20 protein-coding genes are annotated in these 25,282 nt (G+C 64.6%); 14 read left to right on the forward strand and 6 right to left on the reverse strand.

All coding sequences use genetic code 11. From position 1 onward, the window contains the following. Positions 1–52: 52 nt before the first annotated feature. Complete coding sequence (locus SAC06_RS05060) at positions 53–1,114, forward strand: nucleotide pyrophosphatase/phosphodiesterase family protein (RefSeq protein WP_350259119.1); 1,062 nt, start codon at positions 53–55, stop codon at positions 1,112–1,114. On the opposite strand, the gene sepH is transcribed toward SAC06_RS05060, so the two are convergent. Next, on the reverse strand, positions 1,111–2,088 hold the full coding sequence (gene sepH / locus SAC06_RS05065; RefSeq protein WP_350259120.1) for a septation protein SepH: 978 nt from the start codon (positions 2,086–2,088) through the stop codon (positions 1,111–1,113). The two genes, SAC06_RS05060 and sepH, sit on opposite strands and share 4 nt — an antisense overlap. A gap of 74 nt (positions 2,089–2,162) precedes the next feature. On the opposite strand from sepH, the gene SAC06_RS05070 reads away from it, so the two are divergent. Genes SAC06_RS05070 through SAC06_RS05085 form a run of 4 tightly spaced genes read left to right on the forward strand, consistent with a single transcriptional unit; the run spans position 2,163 to position 4,164 of the window. Next, on the forward strand, positions 2,163–2,465 hold the full coding sequence (locus SAC06_RS05070; protein ID WP_350259121.1) for a DUF4193 domain-containing protein: 303 nt from the start codon (positions 2,163–2,165) through the stop codon (positions 2,463–2,465). A 36-nt stretch (positions 2,466–2,501) separates the two neighbouring features. After that, positions 2,502–3,119 carry a DUF3710 domain-containing protein gene (locus tag SAC06_RS05075; protein WP_350259122.1) on the forward strand — a complete coding sequence of 206 codons (618 nt, stop codon included), beginning with the start codon at positions 2,502–2,504 and terminating at the stop codon, positions 3,117–3,119. After that, positions 3,120–3,458, forward strand: a complete 339-nt coding sequence (locus SAC06_RS05080; protein ID WP_350259123.1) for an OB-fold nucleic acid binding domain-containing protein — start codon at positions 3,120–3,122, stop codon at positions 3,456–3,458. It abuts the gene before it with no gap. 1 nt (position 3,459) lies between these two features. Further along, positions 3,460–4,164: a DUF3159 domain-containing protein gene (locus SAC06_RS05085; RefSeq protein ID WP_350259124.1), complete on the forward strand. Its 705-nt coding sequence runs from the start codon at positions 3,460–3,462 to the stop codon at positions 4,162–4,164. Here the strand turns inward: SAC06_RS05085 and SAC06_RS05090 are convergent. Then, a complete protein-coding gene (locus tag SAC06_RS05090; protein ID WP_350259125.1) occupies positions 4,130–4,798 on the reverse strand; it encodes a TrkA family potassium uptake protein in 669 nt (222 codons plus the stop codon). The genes SAC06_RS05085 and SAC06_RS05090 overlap by 35 nt on opposite strands. After that, entirely contained in the window at positions 4,795–5,463 is a 669-nt protein-coding gene (locus SAC06_RS05095) for a TrkA family potassium uptake protein (RefSeq protein WP_350259126.1), read from the reverse strand. Before SAC06_RS05095 ends, SAC06_RS05090 begins: the two co-directional genes overlap by 4 nt. Positions 5,464–5,516: 53 nt before the next feature. Here SAC06_RS05095 and SAC06_RS05100 point away from each other — a divergent pair, with 53 nt between their 5' ends. The 3 genes from SAC06_RS05100 to uvrA all read left to right on the forward strand — a co-directional run bounded on the left by SAC06_RS05100 (position 5,517) and on the right by uvrA (position 12,641). Further along, entirely contained in the window at positions 5,517–6,761 is a 1,245-nt protein-coding gene (locus SAC06_RS05100) for a class I SAM-dependent RNA methyltransferase (protein ID WP_350259127.1), read from the forward strand. Positions 6,762–6,863: 102 nt separating this feature from the next. Then, positions 6,864–9,689 carry an aconitate hydratase gene (locus SAC06_RS05105; protein ID WP_350259128.1) on the forward strand — a complete coding sequence of 942 codons (2,826 nt, stop codon included), beginning with the start codon at positions 6,864–6,866 and terminating at the stop codon, positions 9,687–9,689. Between the two features lie 108 nt (positions 9,690–9,797). Then, positions 9,798–12,641: an excinuclease ABC subunit UvrA gene (gene uvrA, locus SAC06_RS05110; protein WP_350259129.1), complete on the forward strand. Its 2,844-nt coding sequence runs from the start codon at positions 9,798–9,800 to the stop codon at positions 12,639–12,641. Here uvrA and SAC06_RS05115 read toward each other — a convergent pair. The 3 genes from SAC06_RS05115 to glnA are packed head-to-tail and all read right to left on the reverse strand — an operon-like array spanning position 12,638 to position 17,775. After that, positions 12,638–14,494, reverse strand: coding sequence for a long-chain fatty acid--CoA ligase (locus SAC06_RS05115; RefSeq protein WP_350259130.1), 1,857 nt, complete (start codon positions 14,492–14,494; stop codon positions 12,638–12,640). The genes uvrA and SAC06_RS05115 overlap by 4 nt on opposite strands. A 30-nt stretch (positions 14,495–14,524) precedes the next feature. Beyond that, a complete protein-coding gene (locus SAC06_RS05120; RefSeq protein ID WP_350259131.1) occupies positions 14,525–16,297 on the reverse strand; it encodes a long-chain fatty acid--CoA ligase in 1,773 nt (590 codons plus the stop codon). A gap of 59 nt (positions 16,298–16,356) precedes the next feature. Then, positions 16,357–17,775, reverse strand: coding sequence for a type I glutamate--ammonia ligase (gene glnA / locus SAC06_RS05125; RefSeq protein WP_350259132.1), 1,419 nt, complete (start codon positions 17,773–17,775; stop codon positions 16,357–16,359). Positions 17,776–17,896: 121 nt separating this feature from the next. Between glnA and uvrC the strand changes: the two genes are divergently transcribed. The 6 genes from uvrC to SAC06_RS05155 all read left to right on the forward strand — a co-directional run bounded on the left by uvrC (position 17,897) and on the right by SAC06_RS05155 (position 25,281). Next, positions 17,897–19,897 carry an excinuclease ABC subunit UvrC gene (uvrC, locus tag SAC06_RS05130; protein WP_350259133.1) on the forward strand — a complete coding sequence of 667 codons (2,001 nt, stop codon included), beginning with the start codon at positions 17,897–17,899 and terminating at the stop codon, positions 19,895–19,897. Beyond that, positions 19,894–20,832, forward strand: a complete 939-nt coding sequence (gene rapZ / locus SAC06_RS05135; protein ID WP_350259134.1) for an RNase adapter RapZ — start codon at positions 19,894–19,896, stop codon at positions 20,830–20,832. Before uvrC ends, rapZ begins: the two co-directional genes overlap by 4 nt. A 16-nt stretch (positions 20,833–20,848) precedes the next feature. Then, complete coding sequence (locus SAC06_RS05140) at positions 20,849–21,853, forward strand: uridine diphosphate-N-acetylglucosamine-binding protein YvcK (RefSeq protein WP_350257230.1); 1,005 nt, start codon at positions 20,849–20,851, stop codon at positions 21,851–21,853. 30 nt (positions 21,854–21,883) lie between these two features. Then, positions 21,884–22,849 carry a DNA-binding protein WhiA gene (gene whiA, locus SAC06_RS05145; RefSeq protein WP_350257231.1) on the forward strand — a complete coding sequence of 322 codons (966 nt, stop codon included), beginning with the start codon at positions 21,884–21,886 and terminating at the stop codon, positions 22,847–22,849. A 158-nt stretch (positions 22,850–23,007) separates the two neighbouring features. Beyond that, positions 23,008–24,012 (forward strand): type I glyceraldehyde-3-phosphate dehydrogenase, encoded by a 1,005-nt coding sequence (gene gap / locus SAC06_RS05150; RefSeq protein ID WP_350257232.1) that lies wholly within the window; start codon positions 23,008–23,010, stop codon positions 24,010–24,012. Positions 24,013–24,087: 75 nt separating this feature from the next. Next, complete coding sequence (locus SAC06_RS05155; RefSeq protein ID WP_350257233.1) at positions 24,088–25,281, forward strand: phosphoglycerate kinase; 1,194 nt, start codon at positions 24,088–24,090, stop codon at positions 25,279–25,281. Position 25,282 lies beyond the last annotated feature (1 nt).

Consider the following 25,282-nt stretch of genomic DNA (forward strand, 5'->3'; position numbering starts at 1 on the left):
TTCGAAATGGGCCAGCGGTATGATGGGGTGCCCCCGGAATGAGGAGATTATCTTGCACCGTCCAACTTCGCCGTGGCTTGGTGAGGTGTTGCCGGCCGTTGCCGCGGCGCTCGGTCACCCGCTGGAAGAGTCCAGCATCACACTTCCTGCCGCTCGCTCCGCAATTGTGATCGTGGTCGACGGGCTCGGTTGGCACCAGTTGCAGGCTCACCGGGGACACGCGAGAACCCTGAGTAGCTTCCAGGGGCCGGTGTTGACCACCTGCCTCCCCTCGACCACCGCTGCCGCCTTGACCTGCTTCTCGACCGGTCGGCTCCCGGGTGAGACCAGAATGGTGGGCTATTCGGTGCGCCACGGAGACTCGGTGATGAACCTGCTGCAATTTGCCCCCGGGGTGGATCCGCTGACCTGGCAGCCCCAGGAGACCTACTTTTCGCGGCTGGAGGGGGTGGAGCCATTTGTGGTCACCGCTCCGAAGTTCGCCGGCTCCGGCTTGACCCAGGCTGCGTTCCGGGGGGCCACCTTTGTTGGCCGGCGCTCGTTGGCGGAACGGTTCGAGGCGGCCGCCCGGTTGGCCCGGGAGCGCCCGTCCCTGACCTACCTCTACTGGTCAGAGATCGATCATGCGGGCCACCGGTACGGCCCCGGTTCACCCCAGTGGGTGGAGGAGCTGGAGGACTTTGATGCGGAGTTGAGCCAGTTCCTTCGCCGGCTGCCGGCCGACACCCTGGTGGTGCTGACCGCTGACCACGGGATGGTTCAGGTGCACGAGCGTCTGGATTTGGCTGAGATTCCGGCCCTGGCTGAAGGGGTTGAGCTGCTGGCCGGTGAGGGTCGAGCGGTGCACGTGCACGCCGAGGACGGCGCGGCAGTTCGGGCTCGTTGGGCCGACTACCTGGGGGATCGGGCCCGGATTCTGGCCCCCGCAGAGTACCCGGGGGTGTTCGGGGACGGGCCGGGGAATGAGCTAATGGGGGAGGCGGTGGTCTTCCTGGCCGGAAACCGAGTCATTGTGGACTCGCGGACCCAGAGCGCGGGCATGGTCGGGCTGGAGGGCGTCCACGGCTCGTTTACCGAGGAGGAACTGGAGATTCCCCTCCTGATCCTGAGCTAGTCGGGCCGAGCGCCGAAGACGATCTCATCCCAGGAGGGAACCGAGCGCCGCTGCTTCTTTTTCTTTGGCGCAGCCGGAGCCGTCGGGGGAGGCGGGGGCGTGAACAGCGTTTCCGCCTCTTCCTCCGATTCCGGGGTGGAGACGCGGGTGGAGAAGTAGGGCAGGGAGCTGGTCGGTTCCTCTTCCAGTTCCACCGGGTCGAGGATGGGCTGGCGCCGGCCCCGCCGCTGGTTCAGCTGGTCCACCAGGACTTCGGCCTCCAACTGCTGGTCCTCGCGGACAGGTTCGGGTTCGGACGGCTGGACTCCAAACAGGGCGCGGACCGGTTCGGTCGGGGACACGCTCTCGGTCAGCCAGTGTGCTTCCTGATCGATCGCGTCGACCCGGTTCCCGTCGGCGGACAGGCGCCAGGTCGCCACCCGGAGGACGGCACTTTGGATAAAAGTAACGGATATCTCCCAATCGTCACCTGGGTGGCGCAGTGCCGACCAGGTGAGCGACTCGTGATCGACGCCGCGGGTCGCCAGCCGGTTGATAACCAGCTCTTCGACCGTCAGGTCCGGACCGACCGCACACTGTTTCGCCTGGCTGATGGCCCAGGCCTTTTCGGCCAGGACCGGGGACTCGTAGCGAGAGATGGAGGCGGGGGCCACCCCGTAGCGCTCGGCGATTTCTTCCGGCGTCATTCCCTGTCTGAGCAGGGCTTGGATCTCGGCGGGGCGCAACTGCCCCCGGTTGAGAGGGCGGGTCTCGGGCGCCGTCTGATCGCGGCGCACGGCCGCGCGCAGTTCGTCGCTGATCGCGACACAGTACCGCTCGCCCTCCGGGTCCGTGAATACGACGCTTCCGCCGTCAGCGGACGTGCCCAGGAACTCCAATTCGATCATCTGTCCCCCCTCGTCTTCTCCCATGGTGCCAAAAATTCCGGCCCAACGCCCCCTGTCGCCCTCGGTGTGTTCGATCGGAGCGTGCATTTGCCTCTCCAAGGTGTTAGTATCCCCGCGCACCCACGTTGCAGATTTTCCAGTTTGGAAGCGAGAGGAACGGTATGGCAACCGACTACGACGCACCCCGCAAGAATGAAGACGACATTTCCGAGGACTCCATCGAGGAGTTGCAGTCGCGCCGGGCAGACATTGGCTCAAACGAAGTAGACGAGGACGAAAACGAGGCGGCCGAGAGCTTCGAGTTGCCCGGAGCGGACCTGTCGAAAGAGGAACTGACGGTCATGGTCGTTCCGCCGCAGGAAGACGAGTTCACCTGTTCACAGTGCTTCCTGGTGCACCACTCATCGCAGCTCGCTTACACCGATGAGAACGGGCTCCCGGTCTGCACCGAGTGTGCGGCATAATTAGGGGGAATCGAAGAATAGGACGAGGCGATCGCGTTGGCGCTGTTTAAGCGGAAAGCAGATATCCCGGAACCGGTAGCGGTGGAGGAAACCCCCGAGGAGGTGCTGGTCGGGCCGAAAGACAGCGACGGACAGGGGCCGCCAAAGGGGTACGTGGACCTGGGCTCCCTGTATGTGCCGCCGGTCCCGGGAATGCAGGTGCGGGCTCAGTTTGAGGCTGATGGCAAGACCCTGCATCGAATCCAACTGATCCTGGGCACCTCCGGGATGAGGGTGTTTGTGGCTGCGGCCCCCCGCTCGGGTGGGGCGTGGCCGGAACTGCGCGAACAGTTGGCTGCCAGCGTGGAAAAGCAAGGTGGGACCGCCGAGGAGGTGGCGGGTCGGTACGGCACCGAGTTGCACGCCAAGCTGCCGGTGCGCCTGGCCAACGGGGAAGAGGGCCAGACTCCGGTTCGGTTCCTCGGGTTGGAAGGACCCCGCTGGATTGTCCGAGTCGACATCCAGGGGGCAGCCGCCACCGGAGATGAGGCGCAGGAGAAACTGTGCCACTTCGTGATCGACAACCTGATCGTGAACCGGGGCAACGAGCCGCGGGTGCGCCTGAGCCTGCTCCCGTTGACCATCCCGAAGGAAACCGTGCAGGTGGACAAGTAAATGGGTCTCCTTGACCGGTGGCGGAAGCCCGAGGCACTGCGGGAAGTGCACGACCGCATTCCTGATGAACCCTCATGCTCGGCAGTGGGCCAGTGTCAAGAGCGGCACAAGGCCCGGATCCACGGGATTGTCCAGCAGGTCGAAACCAGCGAGGATCCCCAGCAGTTCCGGGCCGAGCTCAGTGACGGCACCGGAACCATTCACCTGGTCTGGGTGGGACGGGACCAGGTTCCGGGAATCGTGGTTGGAGCCCATCTGGTGGCCGAGGGAACGGTCGGACGGAACCAAGGCGGTGGCCTGCGCATTCTGGACCCCCAATTTTCAATTCGAGCGGAGTAGCGTGAGCCAAAAATGGTCCGACACACTGGGCACCGACTCATTTTCGGTGACCGATGCGATCGGTGGGCCCCGAGGGGTAATTGAGAGTCTGGCCCCGGGCCTGATCTTCGTTGTCATCTTCGTGCTCACCGGCAATCTCTGGTGGACGGTGGGAAGCTCGGCCGGCCTGTCCGTCCTCTTCTGCGCGGTGCGGCTGGGGCAGCGTCAGCCCCTCACGCAGGCGTTGGCCGGTCTGATCGGCGTCGTCATCGGCGTGGTCTGGGCGGTCAGCTCCGGTCGGGCCGAGAACTATTTTGCCTGGGGGCTGCTGACCAACGCCGGCTACGCGGCGGCGTTGCTGCTCTCAATCGTCGTGCGCCAACCGCTGGGAAACTGGGCCCTGACGTTCCTCTGGGATCTGCCGCGCAGCTGGATGCGCGAGGGGAGGGGGACCGGGCTGTACCGCCGTGCGGTGGCGGTGACCTGGGTGTGGGTCGCGGTGTTTGCCCTTCGATTGGGCGTGCAGCTGCCGCTGTACTGGGCCGGCGCCGTGGCGCCGCTGGGGGTGGCCAAACTGGTAATGGGATTGCCGCTTTTTGGCCTGGCTGCCTGGTTCACTTGGGTGCTGCTTCGGGGTCGCAAACCTGCCAGCGTGAGCCAGTCGGAGGCGGACTCAGCGCCGCCCGCCCCACTCAGCTCGGAGCAAACAGAGCCTCCAGCTCACTGACCAGGGGCGCGTCCTGACGCGCACAGGTGATCAGCAGCTCGTCTCCGGGCCGGATTCCGCTCACCCGACTGACATCTAGCGGCTTGCCCCCTCGGATCAAAGTGGTGATTACCAGTTCCTGGGGCCAGTCGATTTCAGCCGGGTTGACCTCGATCTGGACGGAGTTGTCCGGCACGGTCAGGGCAAAGCACAGCACGGTCTGGTTCGAGAGGGACAGCAGTTGGACTGCGCGTCCGGTCGAGATCGACTCTTCCACCAGGGCGGCCATCACCCGGGGGGTGGAGGCGGGAATGTCGACCCCCCAGTTCGAGTTGAACATCCACTCGTTTCCCGGGTCGTTAATCCGGGCCACCACTTTGGGGACCGCGAACTCAGTCTTGGCTAGCAGTGAGACCACCAGGTTCACCTTGTCGTCGCCCGTGGCCGCCACCAGTGAGTCGCATTCGCGCACAGCTGCATCTTCCAGGGCTGCCGGAGAGCAGGCGTCCGCCAATGCCCAGTCCGCCTGGGGCACGTCGGAGATGTGGATTGCGTCCGGGGAACTGTCGATTAGGGTGACGTCGTGTCCGTGGGCAATGAACTCGCGGGCGATCGCAATCCCGACCGAGCCGGCTCCAACCACCGCGATCCTCATCTGAGTTCCCCTTCCGGAGCGTGCGAGAGCAGCTTCCGCAGGGCACCGGGCTCGGTACCGGACTGGGCGATGACCAACTCGTCGTGCTCCTGGACCACCATCTTGGGTTCCGCCACCCGGATCCCGGCCAGGCGCGAGACAAATGCCACTCGGCAGCCGCCGCGCTGTTCAATCTGGCTGAAGGGGACGCCGATCCAAGCAGCCGATGGACGCACCCGCAGCAGCGAAACCGCCCCGGTGGGGTCGTCCCAGGCAATGGTGGCACTGGCCGGCAGCAGTCGCTTGAGGACGGCCGCGGTCGTGCGCTTGACGGAAGCGACGGTGGGAATGCCCATCCGTTCGTACAGTTCCGCCCGGTCCGGATCGTAAATCCGGGCCACCACCTGCTGCACCTGGTAGATCTGATGCACCGTTCGGGCGGCAATAATGTTGGAGTTGTCCCCGTTGGTGAGGGCGGCGAAGGCGTACGCTTCGGCAATTCCCGCCCGCTCAAGCACCGCCCGGTGCAAGCCGTTGCCCGTGACCCGCTGGCCGGAAAAATCGTCGCTCAACCGCTCGAACGCGACGGTACGTCGATCGATGATCGCGACGGAGTGACCCGCGCTGTCCAACTCGGTGGCGGCGCGGGCGCCTACCCGGCCGCAGCCCATAATGACGAAATGCACGTCTACAAACTACCATTATCTGCATCCGCCCGTCCTAGCTGAAGAAGGTTTCTGTGACCCCTCCTACCGTTTCTGACCTCCCGCCGATCGAACTGCGGCTGGGGGCGCCCGCCCACGGCGGTGCCTGCGTGGCTCACGATCAGGAGGGACGACTCTACTTTGTTCGGGGCGGAGCTCCTGGTGAGCTGGTCCGCGTTCGGATCACCTCTCCCCAGTCGAGGCTCAGCTGGGCGGAGGTCACCGAGGTGATTGAGCCCTCTGCCGATCGGATTTCGACCACCTCCGTCCCCGGGGCCGATTTAGCTTTCCTTTCCGCTCCGGCCCAGCGCGAGTGGAAAGCTCAGGTGCTGCGGGACCAGTTTCAGCGGGTGGGGAGCCGAGAGCTGGCCCGGGCGGCGGAGGAACTGGGCACCCTGGTGGTGAGGCCCGCTCCCGGCGACGAGTCGGACGGCTGGGGTCGGCGCACGCGCGCTCGGTTCAGGGTCGCCAAGAACGGTCACCTGTCGATCAGCGGCTACCGGTCTCACCAGCTGGAGTCGGTTCGCGAGTTTCCACTCCTGGACCCGGTTTTTGCCGAGGCGGGGGTGTTCACCTCGCCCAGATGGGAGGCGCGCTGGCGCAAGGGTGAAACAGTGAACCTGGTGGCTCCCACCGACTCGGCCCCGCTGGTACTGGCGGGCAAACGCTGTCTGGACCTGAAGGGCAAGACCGCGGCTCCCGTGGGTTACTGGCGGGTCGAAGCCGGCGGTCAGAGCGTCCGGTTCCAGGTGCGGGCCGCAGGCTTTTGGCAGACCCACCGGGAGGCAGCCACCGTGCTGGCACAGGCGGTGCTGCGCGGAGCGGGGGAGCTGACCGGAAAAAACGTGCTGGAGCTGTACTCGGGGGCCGGTCTCTTCACCTATTTCCTGGCGGAGCGGGCCGCCCGGGTGACGACGGTGGAAAGTGACCGCCGCGCGGTGGAAGACGCGGCCCACAACCTGACCCAACTCGACGGAGGCGCCACCACCCAGCTCAATGTGGGAAAGGTGGATGCGGAAATCCTGAACCAAGCCGGGTTCCGGCCCGACCTGCTGGTGCTCGACCCGCCGCGGGAAGGAGCCAACCGGGATCTGCTGCAAGCGGTGGAGGCCGACCGGATTGTCCTGGTTTCCTGCGATCCGGCGGCGGCAGCGCGAGACCTGGCGCTGCTGGTGGGGCGCGGCTATGAACTGGCCCAGTTGGAGGCGTGGGACTTGTTCCCCAACACGCACCACGTCGAGACCGTGGCCACCTTGAATTGGACCCCCAAAGCCGGCTGAGCTGACGTAGCCTTGTTGTGTGGCGGGCAGACTTTATCTTGACGTCGAGATATAGAGTAGACTCCAGGGGAGGGCTCCCGCATCTAACCGAAGGAGGCACAGGTGACTAAAGATAGCTTCAAAGCGCGTGGAACACTTGCCGTTGGGGGCAAGGAATACGACATTTTTCGACTCGCTGCCGTACCGGGGACGGAAAAGCTGCCGTACTCGCTGAAAATCCTGGCAGAGAACCTGCTGCGGAATGAAGACGGTGAGAACATCACCGCCGACCACATTCAGGCCATTGCTAATTGGGATCCGGCGGCGCAGCCGTCTCATGAGATTCAATTCACCCCGGCGCGGGTGATCATGCAGGACTTCACCGGGGTTCCCTGCGTGGTGGACCTCGCCGTGATGCGGGAGGCTTTCGCCCAGATGGGCGGGGATCCGAATGCGATCAACCCGCAGGTACCGGCCGAACTGGTGATTGACCACTCGGTTCAAATCGACGTGTTCGGGCAGAAGATGGCGTTCCAGCGCAATGTGGAACGCGAATACGAGCGCAACTACGAGCGGTACCAGTTCCTCCGGTGGGGACAGACCGCATTTGACAGCTTCAAAGTGGTTCCGCCCAGCACCGGAATCGTGCACCAGGTCAACATCGAATACTTGGCGCGCGGAGTGTTTACGGCTGAGCAGGATGGGCGCACGCTCGCGTACCCGGATACCTGTGTCGGCACCGACTCGCACACCACCATGGTCAACGGCCTGGGTGTGCTCGGCTGGGGCGTGGGCGGGATTGAGGCGGAGGCGGCCATGCTCGGCCAGCCGATCTCAATGCTGATCCCGCGGGTGGTCGGCTTCAAGCTGACCGGCTCGATTCCCCCCGGGGCCACCGCCACCGACGTGGTGCTGACTATCACCGAGATGCTGCGCGCTCACGGAGTGGTCGGCAAGTTTGTCGAGTTCATCGGCGAGGGCGTCGGCCAGGTGCCGCTGGCCAACCGGGCCACCATCGGCAACATGAGCCCGGAGTTTGGCTCGACCGCCGCGATCTTCCCGATCGACCAGGTCACCCTCGACTACTTCCGCCTGACCGGGCGGTCCGAGGAACAGGTCCAGCTGATCGAGGCTTACGCCAAGGAACAGGGACTGTGGCACGATCCGTCCGCCCAGGTGGAGTACTCCGAGTACCTGGAACTGGACCTGTCCACCGTGGTGCCGTCCATCGCGGGCCCGAAGCGACCCCAGGACCGGATCTCGCTGACCGAATCGAAGAACTCCTTCCGCTCCTCGCTCAAGGACTACGTCGACTACGACACCGAGGTACACGAGACCAGCTTGGATCACGCGCTGGAGGGCTCGTTCCCAGCTTCGGATCCCGTCAACCTGGACGACATGAAGGACCGGAACGGCTCGCAACCCGAGCACCACGAGTTGCAGGGCGATCGGGCCCACAAGGTGGTTCCGGTAACCCTGGCCGACGGCACCGAGACGGTGCTGGATCACGGCGCGGTGGCGATCGCTTCGATCACCTCTTGCACCAACACCTCCAACCCGTCGGTGATGCTGGCGGCCGGACTGCTGGCACGAAATGCCAACCAGAAGGGGCTGAAGGTCAAGCCGTGGGTGAAGACTTCACTGGCGCCCGGCTCGCAGGTCGTGACCGACTACTACGAGGCCGCGGGTCTGATGCCCGACATGGATGCTTTGGGGTTCAACCTGGTTGGCTACGGCTGCACCACCTGCATCGGGAACTCCGGTCCGCTGCCGCCCGAAGTCTCCAAGGTAGTCAACGAGGAAGACCTGGCGGTCGTCTCGGTCCTGTCTGGCAACCGCAACTTTGAGGGCCGGATCAACCCGGACGTGAAGATGAACTATCTGGCCTCGCCGCCGCTGGTGGTGGCCTACGCCCTGGCCGGCACGATGGACTTCGACTTCGTGGCGGATCCCCTCGGGCAGGACCAGGACGGAAACGACGTCTACCTGGCTGACATCTGGCCGGATGCCGACGAGGTCCAGCGGGTAATCGACTCGTCGGTGACCCGAGAAATGTTCCTGAAGGACTACGCCGACGTGTTCAAGGGTGACGAGCACTGGAACCAGCTGGAGATTCCGCACGGGTCCACCTTCACCTGGGAGGGGGACTCCACCTACGTGCGCCGCGCCCCCTACTTCGAGGGGATGCCGGCCACGCCGGAACCCGTCCAGGACATCACCGGGGCGCGGGTGCTGCTGCGACTCGGCGACTCGGTCACCACCGACCACATTTCCCCGGCGGGCTCGTTCCGCTCCGACTCTCCGGCGGGGCAGTACCTGCTGGAACACGGGGTGCAGCCGCGTGACTTCAACTCTTACGGTTCCCGACGCGGGAACCACGAGGTGATGATTCGCGGCACCTTCGCGAACATCCGGATCCGCAACGAGATGCTGCCCGGGGTGGAAGGCGGCTTCACCCGCGACTTCACCCGCGAGGGCGGACCGCAGACGACGGTGTTCGAGGCGGCGCAGAACTATCTGGCGGAGGGGACCCCGCTGGTGGTGCTGGCCGGGGCCGAGTACGGTTCAGGCTCCTCGCGCGACTGGGCCGCCAAGGGCGTCTCGTTGCTCGGGGTCAAGGCCGTGATCACCGAATCCTTCGAGCGGATCCACCGCTCGAACCTGATCGGGATGGGCGTGCTGCCCCTGGAGTTCCCGGCGGGGGAGAACCGCAACACCCTGGGCCTGGATGGAACCGAGGTGTTCGACATTTCCGGTGTGACCGAACTGAACGAGGGCCGGACCCCGGCCACCGTGCACGTTCGCGCAACCAAGGATGACGGCTCCACGGTCGAGTTCGATGCCCGCCTGCGGATCGACACTCCGGCCGAGGCCGACTACTACCGGAACGGCGGCATTTTGCAGTACGTCCTCCGGCAGTTGAAGGCGAAGGAAGACGCAAAAGCCTAAGTCTGACTGAGGCCCCGGACAGCTGGTCTGTCCGGGGTTTCGTCGTCCCCGGCTTCGCCGTAGTCGAACAGGCGTGCGAGAACTTGCATTTCCCCCTACAATGGTCGGGTGACTAACGAACTGATAATTCGCGGGGCCCGCCAGCACAATCTGAAGAACGTCAGCTTGGAGCTGCCCCGGGACCAAATGATCGTCTTTACCGGTCTGTCGGGTTCCGGGAAATCGTCACTGGCTTTCGACACCATTTTTGCGGAAGGGCAGCGCCGCTACGTTGAGTCGCTCTCCTCCTACGCCCGTCAGTTCCTTGGTCGGATGGATAAGCCGGACGTCGACTTCATCGAGGGCCTGTCCCCGGCCGTCTCGATCGACCAGAAATCGACATCCAGAAACCCCCGATCCACGGTTGGCACCGTGACTGAGGTCTACGACTACCTCCGTCTGCTTTACGCCCGTGCCGGCGTTTCCTACTGCCCGGTTTGCGGTGAGCGGATCACCGCGCAGACCCCCCAGCAGATCGTGGACCAGATTCTGAACTGGCCTGAGGGGACCCGGTTTCAGGTGCTGGCCCCGGTGGTCCGCGGCCGGAAAGGGGAGTACTCGGAGCTGTTTGCCGAACTGCTAGCGCGCGGATATTCGCGGGCCAAAGTAGACGGGGAGATGCACCGGCTCGACAACCCCCCGGTGCTGGAGAAAAAACTCAAGCACGACATCGACGTAATTGTGGACCGCCTGGTGATCAGGGAGGGACTGAAGGGGCGCCTGACCGACTCGGTGGAAAACGCCCTGGCGCTGGCCGAGGGACTGGTAGTCACCGACCAGGTGGATCTGGCGGAGGGGGACCCGGACAAGTACCGCCGGTTCTCCGAAACGCGGGCCTGCCCGAACGATCACCAGCTGGGCCTCGAAGAGATCGAGCCGCGGACCTTCTCTTTCAACGCGCCCTACGGGGCCTGCCCGGAGTGTGCGGGCCTGGGGATTCGGACCGAGGTGGATCCGGGCCTGCTGGTCCCGGACGAAGAACTGTCGCTCTCCGAAGGCGCGGTGGCGGTGTGGGGACCCAACCAGCGCTACCACCAGCAGGTGCTGGCCTCGCTCGGCGAGCAGTTAGGCTTCGATGTCGACGCCCCCTGGAAGGACCTGGACCCCGAGGTTCGGCAGGCGATCATCTTCGGGAAAGACTTCGAGGTGCACGTCAAGTACAAGAACCGGTGGGGGCGTCAGCGGGCCTACACGACCGGGTTCGAGGGTGCGGCCAACTACGTCGAACGGAAGATCGAAGAGACCGACTCAAATTATGTTCGAGACAAGCTCGACGGCTACATGCGAGAGGTGCCCTGCCCGAAGTGTCATGGTGCCCGGCTGCGGCCCGAAGTGCTGGCGGTCCGGGTCGGGGGCTTGAACATTGCGGAGCTGACCGCCCTTTCGATTGACGAGGCGCTGGAGTTCCTCACGCAGTTGGAGCTGACCGGACGGGAAGCCCAAATTGCCAAACCAATTCTGACCGAGATTTTGGCTCGACTGAACTTTTTGGTGAACGTGGGCCTGACCTACCTGACCCTGGCCCGCTCGGCCGGCTCCCTCTCCGGTGGTGAAGCCCAACGGATTCGGTTGGCCACGCAGATCGGGTCGGGCCTGGTGGGGGTGCTGTACGTGCTGGATGAGCCGTCAATTGGCCTGCACCAGCGGGACAACCGACGGTTGATCAACACGCTGGAGCATCTGCGCGACCTGGGCAACACCCTGATCGTGGTGGAACACGACGAGGAAACGATCGAGTCGGCCAACTGGATTGTCGACATCGGCCCGGGTGCCGGTGAACGCGGGGGAGACATCGTCTACTCCGGTCCGGTCGCGGGCATCATGACCCACGAGGATTCCCTCACCGGGCAGTACCTGTCCGGGGCCAAGCAGATTAGGATCCCGGCCGAGCGACGCCCGGTGGATCCGGACCGGGTCCTGACGGTCAAGGGTGCCAAAGAGAACAACCTGCAAGACATTGACGTGACCATTCCCCTTGGACTCCTGGTCGCGATTACCGGCGTGTCTGGGTCGGGCAAGTCCACCCTGATCAACCAGATCCTGTACCGTTCGCTGGCCAACCGGCTGAACCGGGCCCGGCTGATTCCCGGGCGGCACCGATCGATCCAGGGGCTGGAGCACCTGGACAAAGTGGTGCACGTGGATCAGTCGCCGATCGGGCGGACCCCCCGGTCGAATCCGGCCACCTACACCGGGGTGTGGGACCACATCCGGAAGCTGTTCGCGGACACCAATGAAGCGAAGGTGAGAGGTTACGGGCCGGGGCGGTTCTCGTTCAACGTCAAGGGTGGACGGTGTGAGGCCTGCAAGGGTGACGGCACCATCAAGATTGAGATGAATTTCCTGCCCGACGTTTACGTCCCCTGCGAGGTCTGCCGGGGCGCGCGCTACAACCGGGAGACGCTGGAAATTCTCTACCGCGGGTTGAACGTGGCCGACATTTTGGACATGCCGATCTCGCAGGCGGCCGACTTTTTCACTGCGATCCCGCGGATTGCGCGGCACCTGAACACTCTGGTGGAGGTGGGACTCGGATACGTCCGGCTCGGGCAGGCGGCCACGACCCTGTCGGGTGGGGAAGCCCAGCGGGTCAAGCTGGCCTCCGAGTTGCAGCGCCGCTCCAACGGGCGCAGCATCTACGTGCTGGATGAGCCGACCACGGGCCTGCACACGGAGGACATCCGGAAGCTGCTGCTGGTCCTCCAGAGCCTGGTGGACAAAGGCAACACCGTGGTCGTGATTGAACACAACCTGGACGTGATCAAGTGCGCCGACTGGGTGATCGACATGGGACCCGAGGGTGGCTCCGGCGGTGGCCAGGTGGTCGCGACCGGTCAGCCGGAGCAGGTGGCCGAGGTGGCCGAGTCCTGGACCGGGCAGTACCTGCGGGACATCCTGCAGCGGGGACGCTAGGCGGCCGGGGGCGCGACCGTGCCGCCGGTGCCGGTGAGCTCCTCCGGCGTCATCGTGTAGAGCCCCTCCACCTCGGCGGCGAAATCCTTCAGTACCTTGTGCCGTTTCAGCTTCAGCGACGGGGTCAGATAGCCGTTCTCAACCGTGAAATCGGTGCTGAGAATCCGGAATCGGCGGATCGACTCGGCCCGGGACACGTTTTGGTTCGTCTTGGCGATGGCGCGGGCAATCGAGTCGCGGACCTCCGGGATCGTGGCGGCCTCGTGGGCCCGATCGGGGGACAGGCCGTGGTTCCGGAGCCACGGGCGGACCATTTCCTCGTCGAGGGTGACCAGGGCGCCAATGTAGGGTTTGCCGTCCCCAACCACGATCACCTGGCCGATGAGCGGGTGGGACAGTAGCGGCTTCTCCAACACTTCGGGAGAGACGTTCTTCCCACCGGCCGTCACCAGGATCTCCTTCTTGCGTCCGGTGATCCGCAGTCGGCCCTGCGAGTCGATTTCGGCCAGGTCCCCGGTGTGGAACCAGCCGTCACGGAACGTCTCCGCGGTCACCTTGGGCAGGTTATGGTAGCCGGGCGACACGGAAATACCCCGCAGCAGCAGCTCCCCGTCCTCGGCTAGCAGCATCCGGTTGCCCGGCCACAGGTAGCCAACCGAGTTGGGCGGATTGTCGTCCACTCGCTCAACGGTGATCGGGCCGGTGGTCTCGGAGAGCCCGTACCCCTGCAGCAGCTTGATCCCGAGCCCGCGGAAGAAGTTGGCCAGGTCAACCGAGAGGGGAGCGCCGCCGCAAATGACGATGTCCAGCTTGGGCCCCAGCACCTTCTTGATCTTGTTCAGCACCAGCGCGTCGGCTGCCCGGTGCCGGGTCCGCAGGCGGAGGCCCGCGTGCTGGCCAGGCAGCGCGGTCGACTCGGACAGGCTCCGGGCCTGGTGCGCCGACCAGGAGAACAGCTTCGATTTGAACCCACCACCGGCTTTGGCGGCCGCTGAGTTGTAGACCTTCTCGAGCACGCGAGGCACCGCCAGCAGCGCCGTCGGCTGGAAGTCACTGATGTCTTGGAGCAGTGTGCGGGTGTCCGGGCTGAACCCGAGCCGGCCCTTGCCCATCAGGATCCCGTGCATGACGAATCGCGCCAGCACGTGCGCCACCGGTAGAAACAGCAGCACCCGGGCTCGGGAGTCGTCGATGATCATCGGCAGGATGTCGTAGGCCTGCATCAGGGGACGGACGAAGTTGCCGTGGGTGAGGATTACTCCCTTGGGTAGCCCGGTGGTTCCCGAGGTGTAGATCAGGGTGGCGATGTCGTCCAGTTTGGTTTCGGCCAAAGCCTGGTCGACGACGTCGTCGGGGACCGCCTGGCCAGCCTGGCGCAGTTGGTCCAGAGCATTGGCATCGAGCGACAGAATTTGCTTGACGCCCTTGTGCCGGACCGAGCGGACCAGCTCGGCCTGCTGCAGCGTCTGCGTGATCACCAGGTATACCTTGGCGTCGCTGAGGATGTGCTTGATCTGAACGGCCGAATCCGACTCGTAAATCGGCACCACCACCGCGCCGAGGGTGAGAGCAGCGTGGTCCAGGACCGCCCACTCGTAGGAGGTGGCGGCCAAGATGGCCACGTGGGTGCCGCGTCGAACCCCGAGCGCTGAGAGCCCCCGCGCCAGTTGACGGATATCGTGGGTGAACTCGCGGGCACTCACCTCGCGCCAGTTGCCCACCCCGACCCGTTGCTCCGCCACCACGTCGTCGGGCCGCTGGGCGGCACGGTCGAACACCTGCTGCGGAATGCTGGTCTGGTCGTCCACTTCGATGGGCGCAAGGATCTCCCAGGATCCGTCGGGGTTGTGCATCTGAACCTCTCTTGCTGAGCTGAAACCATCCTACTCACTGTAGATGGCTTCGACCTCCTCCGCGTAGTCAGCAAGCACCTGGTTGCGCCGGAGTTTCAGCGACGGGGTTAGATAACCATTCTCCACGGTGAACTCGGCATTGACGATTCTGAACTTGCGAATTGACTCGGCCCGGGACACCTTGGCGTTGGCCCGGTCAATGGCCTTTTGCAGGGACCGCTGAACTTCGGGCATTTCTGCGGCCACCACCGGGTCGACGATCGGCAGGCCCTTGTTCTTCAGCCAGACCGGCAGGGTCTCCGGGTCCAGGGTGATGATGGCCCCGATGAAGGGTTTCTGATCGCCCACCACAATCACCTGTCCGATCAGCGGGTGCGTCATCAGGGACTCTTCGTGCACTTCTGGGGACACGTTCTTTCCGCCGGCGGTGACAATGATGCCCTTCTTGCGTCCGGTGATCCGGAGCTGTCCGTCGGGGTCCACGCTTCCGATATCACCGGTGTGGAACCAGCCGTCCACCAGGTCGGTGTTGGGCAGGTTGTGGTAGCCGCGGAAGACCGCGTTCCCGCGCAGCAGGATCTCCGAATCTTCCTCGGAAATCTTCACTTCGTTGCCGGGCAGGAGGGGTCCGACCTTGCCGGGAGGGTTGGCCCCGGGCAATTGCACCGCGATCGGCCCGGTGGTTTCGGACAGGCCGTAGCCCTGCAGGACGGTGATTCCCAACCCGCGGTAGAAGTGAGCCAAGTCCGCGGCCAGGGGCGCGCCCCCGGAGACGACGTACTCCAGGTTGGAGCCGAGCACGGCCCGAATCTTCTTCAGAACCAGTTCGTCCGCGATCTTAGCCTTGGCGCGAAGCAGCGCCCCGGGTCGATCGGCGGCCGACAGGCTCTTGGCCTGGCGGGCTGACCACGAGAACAGCTTGCCCTTGAAACCGCCTCCCGCCTTGCCCTGAGCGGTGGCGTACACCTTCTCCAGCACCCGGGGCACCGCCAGGAGCGCCGTCGGTTTGAAGGCCGCGATGTCAGAAATCAGGTTCGAAGTGTCGGGTGAGAAAGCAATCCGCCCCGGGCTGACCGCCAGCGTGTGCATGACGAATCGGGCCAGCACGTGGGCGAGGGGGAGGAACAGCAGGACCCGGGTCTGCGGGTTGTCCGCAATCATCGGCAGCACGTCGTGGACGGCGTCGGAGGTGGTAACAAAGTTATGGTGGGTCAGCTCCACGCCCTTCGGCAGCCCGGTGGTGCCGGAGGTGTAGATGATGGTGGCCAGGTCCTCGGCCCGAATTTGGCGGGTCCGATCGATCACCGCGATCGGGGCCACGTGGCGGGAAGCCTGGGCAATCCGGCGGAGCGCCCCGCGGTCGATCGAGTCGATCAGCTCAACCCGGTCGGTTTGAACGCTGGCGACCAACTCGGCCTGCTGCAGGGTGGCGGTGAAGACCCGCCGAATGTCTGCGTCCTCCAGGATGTGGCGAATTTGGGCGGCCGAGTCCGACTCGTAAATGGGGACGGTGACCGCCCCCACGTTCATGATGGCCAGATCTAGCAGCATCCACTCGAACGAGTTGGCCGCCAGGATCGCGACATTCTCCCCCGGCTGGACGCCCAGGCCAATCAGGCCGCAGGCGACCCGCTCCACATCTGAGAGCAGTTCCTCAATCGTGACGTCCTGCCAACCACCGAAAGCGGTCCGCTTTTCCACGGCCACGCTGCCGGGGTAACGGTGGGCCCGCTCGGCGTAAAGCTGCGGGACGGTCCGGGAATTTCCCAGGCTGTCGGGCGGGGAAACTTCGAAAGTAGTCATCGGTCGGCTCTTTCTACTGGGTTGCGTTTCCCCCATTCTACAAAATTTGAAAGAGGATTCTACACACCGTAGTAGAGCTGGAACTCCATCGGGTGCGGGTAAACGTAGGAGGGAGCCAGCTCCTGGGTCTCCTTCATCGTGATCCAGGTGTCCAGCAGGTCTTCGGTGAAGACGTCGCCCTCCAGCAGGAAATCGTGATCCGCCTTCAGTGCGGCCAGGGCGCCGTCCAGACTGGTCGGCAGTTTGGCGATGTCCTGGTAGTCCGCCGGGGGCAGCTCGTACAGGTCCTTGTCGATCGGGAGCGCCGGCTCCAACCGGTTCCTGATCCCGTCAATTCCTGCCATCAGGCAGGCGGCGAAGGATAGGTACGGGTTGGCCGAGGGGTCCGGCACCCGGTACTCCACCCGCTTGGCGGCCGGGGAGGTTCCCGTCACCGGGATCCGGATGCAGGCGGAACGGTTCCGCGACGAGTAGACCAGGTTGATCGGGGCTTCAAACCCCGGCACCAGCCGGCGGTAGGAGTTCAGCGACGGGTTGGTGAAGGCGAGGAGGGCCGGACCGTGCTCCAGCAGGCCCCCGATGAACCAGCGGGCGGTGTCGGACAGGGAGGCGTAGCCGCGCTCGTCGTAAAACAGGGGCTCGCCGTCCTTCCAGAGGGACAGGTGGGTGTGCATTCCCGACCCGTTGTCCCCGTAAACCGGTTTCGGCATGAAGGTGGCGGACTTGCCGGCGGCCAGGGCCGCATTCTTGATCACATACTTGAACTTGAGCATGTCGTCGGCGGCCTGGGTTAGGGAGGCGAACCGGTAGTTGATTTCCTGCTGTCCGACGGCGCCGGCCTCGTGGTGGGCGCGCTCAACTTCGAGGCCGACCTGGTGCAGCAGGTTGCTCATCGAGTCGCGCAGGTCCGCGTAGTGGTCCTGCGGGGACACCGGGAAGTAGCCACCCTTGAAGGTCATCTGGTGCCCCAGGTTCGGCAGTTCCGAGGAGGTGTTCCACGGGGCTGAGGCGGCGTCGATCTGGTAGAACGTGTTCTCCGGCTGGACCTGGTAGCGGACGGAGTCGAAAATGTGGAACTCGGCTTCGGCCCCAATGAAGCAGGTGTCGGCAATCCCGGAGGACCGGAGGAAAGCCTCAGCCTTTAGCGCCACCTGGCGGGGGTCGCGGGAAAACGGCTGGTCGGTCAGAGGATCCACGATGGAGAACAGCAGCACCAGCGTCTTCGCGGCCCGGAACGGGTCCAGGTAGGCCGAACTGAAGTCGGGCAGCAGCTTCATGTCGGACTCGTGGATGGCGGTGAAGCCCCGAACGGAGGAACCGTCGAACATCATCCCTCGGCTGAGCTCTTCGGCGTCGAGGCTTTGAGCCGGAACCGTAAAGTGCTGTTGGACTCCGGGCAGATCGCAGAAGCGAACGTCCAGGTACTCGATGTTTTCGCGGGCAATGAAATCGACGACGGACTGAGCAGAGTCAAACATGTAGTTCCCTCTCTAGATGGGCTCCCCGATGAGCATAAAGTACGCGTTTTTGCCGGTGGGGTACTAATCCAGGATTTGGTCGGGAGCCGACTAGACTGAGGCTCGACGAAAGGAATTCGAGTTGGCAGCCAGGCAACCGTGGTGGCGTCCGCCCACCTCCGAAATCCCCACCGAACCTGGGGTTTACCGGTTTCGGGACGGTGAGGGCCGCGTCATTTACGTGGGGAAAGCCAAGAACCTGCGGGCCCGGATCGTCAACTATTTCCAGGATCCCTCGGTCCTACACCCGCGCACCGCCCAAATGGTGGCCCACGCACGCTCGGTGCAGTGGACAATTGTGGCCTCTGAGATCGAGGCACTCACCCTGGAGTTCCAGTGGATTAACGAGCTGGAACCGCGCTACAACGTCATTTTCCGGGACGACAAGTCCTACCCTTACCTGGCGGTTTCGATGGGGGAGCAGTTCCCCCGGGTGGCCATTTCGCGCGATGCGCGCCGGCCCGGGACCCGCTATTTCGGTCCCTACACGCACGTATGGGCAATTCGGGAGACGATCGACAATCTGCTGAACACGTTCCCGGTTCGGACCTGTTCGCCAGGGGTCCTTCGCCGGGCCCAAGCTCAGGGGCGGCCCTGTCTGCTCGGCTACATTGACCGCTGTTCCGCTCCCTGCGTCGGCCGGATTTCCGAGGCGGACCACCGGCACCTGGCGGAGGAGCTCTGCTCCTTCATGGAGGGGAAGACCGCTCCTTTCGTTCGCCAGCTGGAGGCGGAAATGCGCGAGGCGGCTGCCCAGCAGGACTACGAGACTGCCGCCAAACGCCGGGATCAACTGCGGGCTCTAGAGAAGGTGCAGGAGCGCAACACCATCGTCCTGCCGGTCGACACCGATGCCGACATCTACGCGCTGATCGGGGACGATCTGGATGTGGCCGTCCACGTCTTTTACGTTCGCGGGGGGCGGGTGCGCGGAACCCGCGGCTGGGTGATAGAGCGGGTGGATGAGCGGACAGAGCCGGAACTGATGCGGGATCTGCTAGAGCAGACCTACCTGGACCAGCCGGCTCGACGTCAAAAAGTGGCGCCCGTATCCGTCGACGACGTCGAGCACACGCCGCTGGAGGCGATCCCCGCCCGGATCCTGGTCTCGCACCAGCCGGCGGAAACCCAGTTCCTCGAAGAGTGGCTCGGTTCTCTCCGGGGAGCCAAGGTGAAAATCGGGGTCCCGCGTCGGGGGCAAAAAGCGGACCTGATGAACACCGTGGCCCAAAATGCCCGCCACTCGTTGGAGGTGTACAAGACCCGCCGGGCCGGCGACCTGACCCAGCGGGCAGTGGCACTGGAAGAGCTCCAGACCGCGCTGGGGCTGGCCGAAGCACCCCTGCGGATCGAGTGCTTCGACATTTCCCACACCGGGGGAACCAACCGGGTGGCCTCGATGGTGGTGTTCGAAGACGGAGCCCCCCGCAAGGATGCCTACCGCACGTACAACATTCAGGGACAGGGTGAGACCTCCGACGACACGGCGGCCATGAGCGAAGTGCTCACCCGCCGGTTCCGCCGCGGGGTTGAACCGGATGAGGACCTCGAATCGGGGGCCATCGACGCTCAGACCGGCAAGCCGAGACGCTTCGCCTACCGACCCGACCTGCTGGTGGTCGACGGCGGATTGCCCCAGGTAAATGCGGCCCGGGCCGCCCTGGACGAAGTCGGGGTGGAGATCCCGGTGGTGGGATTGGCCAAGCGACTGGAGGAAATCTGGCTGCCCGCTGAACCCTTCCCGGTTATCCTCCCGCGCAGCTCGGCCGGGCTCTACCTGCTCCAACACCTGCGCGACGAGTCGCACCGGTTCGCGATCAAGCAGCACCGGGCCAAGCGCAGCAAAGCCCAGACCCGGTCCGCCCTGGATGCGGTGCCGGGCCTCGGTCCCGCTCGGCAGAAAGCGCTGCTGAAAACCTTTGGTTCGATCCGAAAAATCCGGGCCGCCTCGGCCGAAGAACTGGCCTCAGTTCCCGGGGTCGGCCCCAAGTTGGCCGCGACCATCCAGGCGTCACTGGCGGGCGGGGGGAAGCCGTCAGCAGCAGGACAAGAGGGCCCGGAAGGTGGCAAGCTAGGACCATGACCAGAGAGCCAGATCCACTGACTGTTCCAAGCGGGATCCCCGCTTTGGACGCACTTTCGGTCCGATCCGAGCCGGTTGAGAATGAGATCATCATTGTCACCGGTCGGTCCGGCGCCGGGCGCACCCACGCAGCCAATGCCCTGGAGGATTTGGACTGGTACGTGGTGGACAATATTCCACCGGCACTGCTGCCGCATCTGGCCGGGATGATGACGCCGGTCGGGGATGGGGTCCACCGGCTGGCCGCCGTAGTTGACGTCCGCGGCCGCGAATTTTTCCACGCGCTAGAGAAAGCTCTCGACGAGCTCCGGGCGGCCGGATACCCGTATCGGATCATCTACCTGGATGCCTCCGACCGGGAGCTGGTTCGCCGGTACGAGTCGAACCGACGCCCCCACCCGCTCCAGGGAGAGGGGACCCTGCTGGACGGCCTGACCGCGGAACGGCAACTGCTGCAGCCGCTGCGGGACCGGGCAGACGAGATCATCGACACCACTAAGCTCTCCGTGCACGACCTGTCCCGCCACGTGCGCGACCTGGTCGCCAGCGAGCAGGTGCGTCCGGTCCAAATTACCGTCGAATCGTTCGGTTTCAAGCACGGGATTCCGTTGGATGCGGACTTCGTCGCCGACATGCGCTTCCTGGAGAACCCGTATTGGGTGGAGGAACTGCGCCACCTGACCGGCAAGGATCAGCCGGTGGCGGATTACGTGCTGAATCAGCCCGGCGTGCGCGAGTTCGGCGACACCTACGCCCGACTGATTGAGGGCACGCTGGACGGCTACCGGCGCGAACTGAAGCCCTACGTCACCGTGGCGATCGGCTGCACGGGTGGGCGCCACCGGTCGGTGGCGATGACTGAATACTTGGCTCGGCGGCTGCGGCGCCGGGGACACCAGGTGCAGGTGATGCACCGCGATATCGCCCGACGCTAGCGAAGGAACAGATTCGATGTCACTGTTGGATAATCAGGGCTTCCCGATTCGCGGAAACAGCGGTCAAAGAGTGGTGGCCTTCGGTGGTGGGCACGGCCTGTCCGCCACGCTGAAAGCACTTCGGCACCTAACTCACCAGTTGACCGCGGTGGTGACCGTCGCTGACGATGGGGGGTCGTCGGGGCGCCTGCGCGAAGAGATGGAAATCCTGCCCCCCGGGGACCTGCGGATGGCTTTGGCCTCGCTCTGTCACGAATCGGAGTGGGGTTTGACCTGGCGCGACCTGATGCAGCACCGGTTTGAAACGGACGGGCCGCTGAACGGTCACGCCCTGGGGAACCTGCTGATCACCGGGCTCTGGCAGATGTTTGACGATCCGGTTGAGGGCCTGGACTGGGTGGCGCGCCTGCTGCAGGCGCACGGCCGGGTCCTGCCCATGAGCCTGGACCCGCTCCAGATTGAAGCCACCATTGAGGTGGAGGGGCGCCTCGAGGTGGTTCGCGGCCAAACTGAGGTGGCCACCGTGGGACACCCGATCTCTGAGGTTCGCCTGATCCCCGATCATCCCCGAGTTCCCAAGGAAGTCATTCGAGCGACCCAGGAAGCCGAGTGGGTGGTGCTTGGCCCCGGCTCCTGGTATTCATCGGTCCTGCCGCACCTGCTGGTCAGCGATCTGCACCGGGCGCTGGTAACCACCGAGGCACACCGGGCCCTGATCATGAATCTGGCCCGGCAGGAGGGGGAGACGGAACTGCTCTCCACCGCCGATCACATCCGGGTCCTCTACCAGATGGCGCCGGACTTCAAGCTGGACGTGGTCATTGCCGACCCGACGGCCGTGGACGACGTGGACGACCTGGTTGAGGCCGCTGAGCGGGTGGGGGCGCGGTTGCTGCTGCGCCAGGTGCGCTCTGGTTCCGGGGCTCCCATTCACGATCCGCTACGATTGGCGGCGGCTCTTCGCGATGCGTTCGAAGGCTATCTGGGCGAGGTTGGCAAGACGGAGAATTGGTTGGCATAAATGGAGCAATCCTTAGCTCTCACTGGAAACATGAAGGATGAGCTGGTTCGGATCCGCGTGGACCAGCCCACCCAGGTGGCCGCAGAGGCGGCCGCAATCTTGCGCTTTGCCGGCGGCCTGCACCTGGTCGGCGGTCGGATCCTGATTGAGGCGGAGGTTGACTCGCTGCTGGTGGCTCATCGGCTGCGAACGTTCCTGCACCTGCTGTACGGAGCCGAGTCCACCGTGGTGGTTGTCAGTGGCGGGGCCCTGCGGAAGGGTAAACGCTACGTGGTGCGCGTGGTCAAGGAGGCCGACAAGATTGCTCGACTGACCGGGCTGGTCGATGCGGCCGGTCGTCCGGTTCGGGGCCTGCCCGCCCAGATTGTGGGGGCCGGGGTGGACGAGGCGATTGCGGCTTGGCGGGGGGCTTTTCTGGCCCGGGGTTCGCTGATGGAGCCGGGTCGTTCCGCCTCGTTGGAGATCACCTGTCCCGGGCCCGAGGCGGCTCTGGCACTGGTCGGGTGCGCTCGGCGAATTGGGGCGACCGCGAAGACCCGACAGGTTCGGGGGGCCGACCGGGTGGTCCTGCGCGACGCGGATGCGATCGGGACCCTGATTTCCGCGCTCGGAGCTAAAGAAACTTTTGCCACCTGGCAGGCGCGCCGCGAAAAGCGCGAAGCACGGGGATCGGCCAATCGGCTGGCGAACTTTGACGACGCGAACCTTCGCCGCTCGGCGCGGGCGGCGGTGGCTGCGGGGGCGCGGGTTGAGCGGGCCTTTGAGATCCTGGGGGACTCCGTCCCCGATCACCTGCGTGAGGCCGGCCAGCTCCGAGTGCAGTTCAAACAGGCCTCCCTGGAGGAGCTGGGCCAGAAGGTGGATCCGCCCCTGACCAAGGACGCGGTCGCCGGCCGGATCCGCCGACTCCTGGCCATGGCGGATAAGCTCGCAGCGGAAAAGGGAATCCCCGATACCGAGTCGGCTTTGACCCTCGAAATGCTGGAGGAAGACTAAGCATTAGGCCCTTGGTCCGCCTCGTCTCTGGGTCCAAAGACGCAGTGCACAAGGGGTCGAAATAGGTGTAAATTAGTAGTGCATGACCGAGCTGCCCAATGCGGATCGGTTTCTGAAATAAACAAGAATGTGCCCCAGCGGCACTCCAGGAGGACATAGTGACCATCCGTGTAGGAATTAACGGTTTTGGCCGGATCGGGCGCAACTACCTGCGCGCTATCTACGAACAGGGCGCTGACGTCGAAGTTGTTGCCATCAACGACCTGACCGACGCCAAGACCTTGGCTCACCTGCTCAAGTACGACTCTGTGGCCGGTCGCCTTGATGCGGAAGTAACCTACGAAGAGAACGCCATTGTCGTGGACGGCAAGACCATCACCGCTTTTGCCGAGCGCGACCCTGCGAACCTGCCCTGGGGTGACCTGGGAGTCGACATCGTGATCGAATCCACCGGGTTCTTCACCGACGCGACCAAGGCCAAGGCTCACCTGGATGCCGGCGCCAAGAAGGTCATCATCTCCGCTCCGGCGAAGAATGAGGATGCCACCTTCGTCATGGGTGTGAACGAGAAGGACTACAACCCGGCGACCGACAACATCATCTCGAACGCTTCCTGCACCACCAACTGCCTGGCCCCGATGGCCAAGGTGCTGGATGAGGCCTTCGGCATTGAGCGTGGCCTGATGACCACCGTTCACGCCTACACCGGTGACCAGCGTCTGCTCGACGCCCCCCACTCGGACCTGCGTCGCGCCCGCGCCGCTGCGCTGAACATCGTCCCGACCTCGACCGGTGCGGCCAAGGCCGTCTCGCTGGTTCTGCCCCAGCTGAAGGGCAAGCTGGACGGTTACGCGCTGCGTGTTCCGGTCCCGACCGGCTCGGTGACCGACCTGTCCTTCGTGGCCTCCAAGGAGGTTTCCGTGGAAGCCGTCAACGCTGCCATCAAGGCGGCCGCTGAGGGCGACCTCAAGGGCATCCTGGAGTACACCGAGGATCCGATCGTCTCCACCGACATCGTCGGCGATCCGGCCTCCTCCATCTTCGATTCGCAGCTGACCAAGGTCATCGGCAACGAAGTCAAGGTTGTGTCCTGGTACGACAACGAGTGGGGCTACTCCAACCGTCTGGTCGACCTGACCGTCTACGTTGGCGAGCGCCTCTAACCTAAACTGTGACAGATAGAACGCCTGCGCACGCATACGCCTGCGCAGGCGTTCTTATTGCAAGGGAGTTTTTCTATGCTCAGGACTATCGATTCACTGGGTGAACTAGCAGGCAAAAAAGTCCTCGTTCGCTCTGACTTCAACGTTCCCCTGAAGGAAGGCCAGATCACCGACGACGGTCGGATCCGGGCCGCCCTGCCCACCCTCCGGCGGCTGCTCGACGGTGGGGCAGCCGTGATCGTGATGGCCCACCTGGGTCGTCCCGGCGGCCAGGTTGACCCCAAGTTCTCGCTGCGTCCGGTCGCAGATCGGCTCGGCGAACTGCTCAGCCAGACGGTCGAGCTAGCCGAAGACGTCACCGGTCCCTCTGCCCAGGCGCTGGCTCAGGCCTTGCAGCCGGGGCAGGTGCTGCTGCTGGAGAACGTGCGCTACGACGGGCGCGAGACCTCGAAGGTTGACGAGGAACGCGTGGCGCTAGCGCGCGAGTACGCCGCTCTGGCCGACCTGTACGTCTCCGACGGCTTCGGCGTGGTGCACCGCAAGCAGGCTTCGGTTTACGACATTGCTCAACTGCTGCCTTCCGCGGCCGGCGAGCTGGTCTTCAAAGAAATTGACTCGCTCTCGAAGGTGACCGACAACCCCGCCCGCCCCTACGTGGTGGTCCTGGGCGGCTCGAAGGTCTCCGACAAGCTCGGCGTGATCTCCAACCTGCTGCACAAGGCCGACGCGCTGCTGATTGGCGGCGGGATGGCGTTCACCTTCCTGGCGGCCGAAGGCTACGGCGTGGGGAAGTCCCTGCTGGAGTCCGATCAGCTGGAAACCGTCAAGAACTACCTGGCCGAAGCCAAGGAGCTGGGCGTAGACCTGGTCCTGCCGGTTGATGTGGTGGTGGCTCCTGAGTTTGCGGCCGACGCCACCCCAACCGTGGTGGCTGCCGACCAGATCCCCGCGGACCAGATGGGCCTCGATATTGGACCCAAGTCGCAGGAACTGTTCGCCAAGTACGTGCTGGACGCGAAGACCGTAGCGTGGAACGGCCCGATGGGCGTGTTCGAGTTCGCTGCCTTCGCGGGCGGAACGAAGGCCATCGCCCAGGCGATGGAAGACTCGGCTGCCTTCACCGTGGTTGGTGGGGGTGACTCGGCAGCCGCTGTACGTCTGCTGGGCTTTGATGAAGCAAAATTCTCACACATTTCCACTGGTGGCGGCGCTTCCCTCGAACTCCTCGAAGGCAAGACTCTGCCCGGTATTGCAGTTCTGGAGGACTAAG

The organism is Scrofimicrobium sp. R131 (assembly GCF_040256745.1).
GTDB classification, from domain to species: domain Bacteria; phylum Actinomycetota; class Actinomycetes; order Actinomycetales; family Actinomycetaceae; genus Scrofimicrobium; species Scrofimicrobium appendicitidis.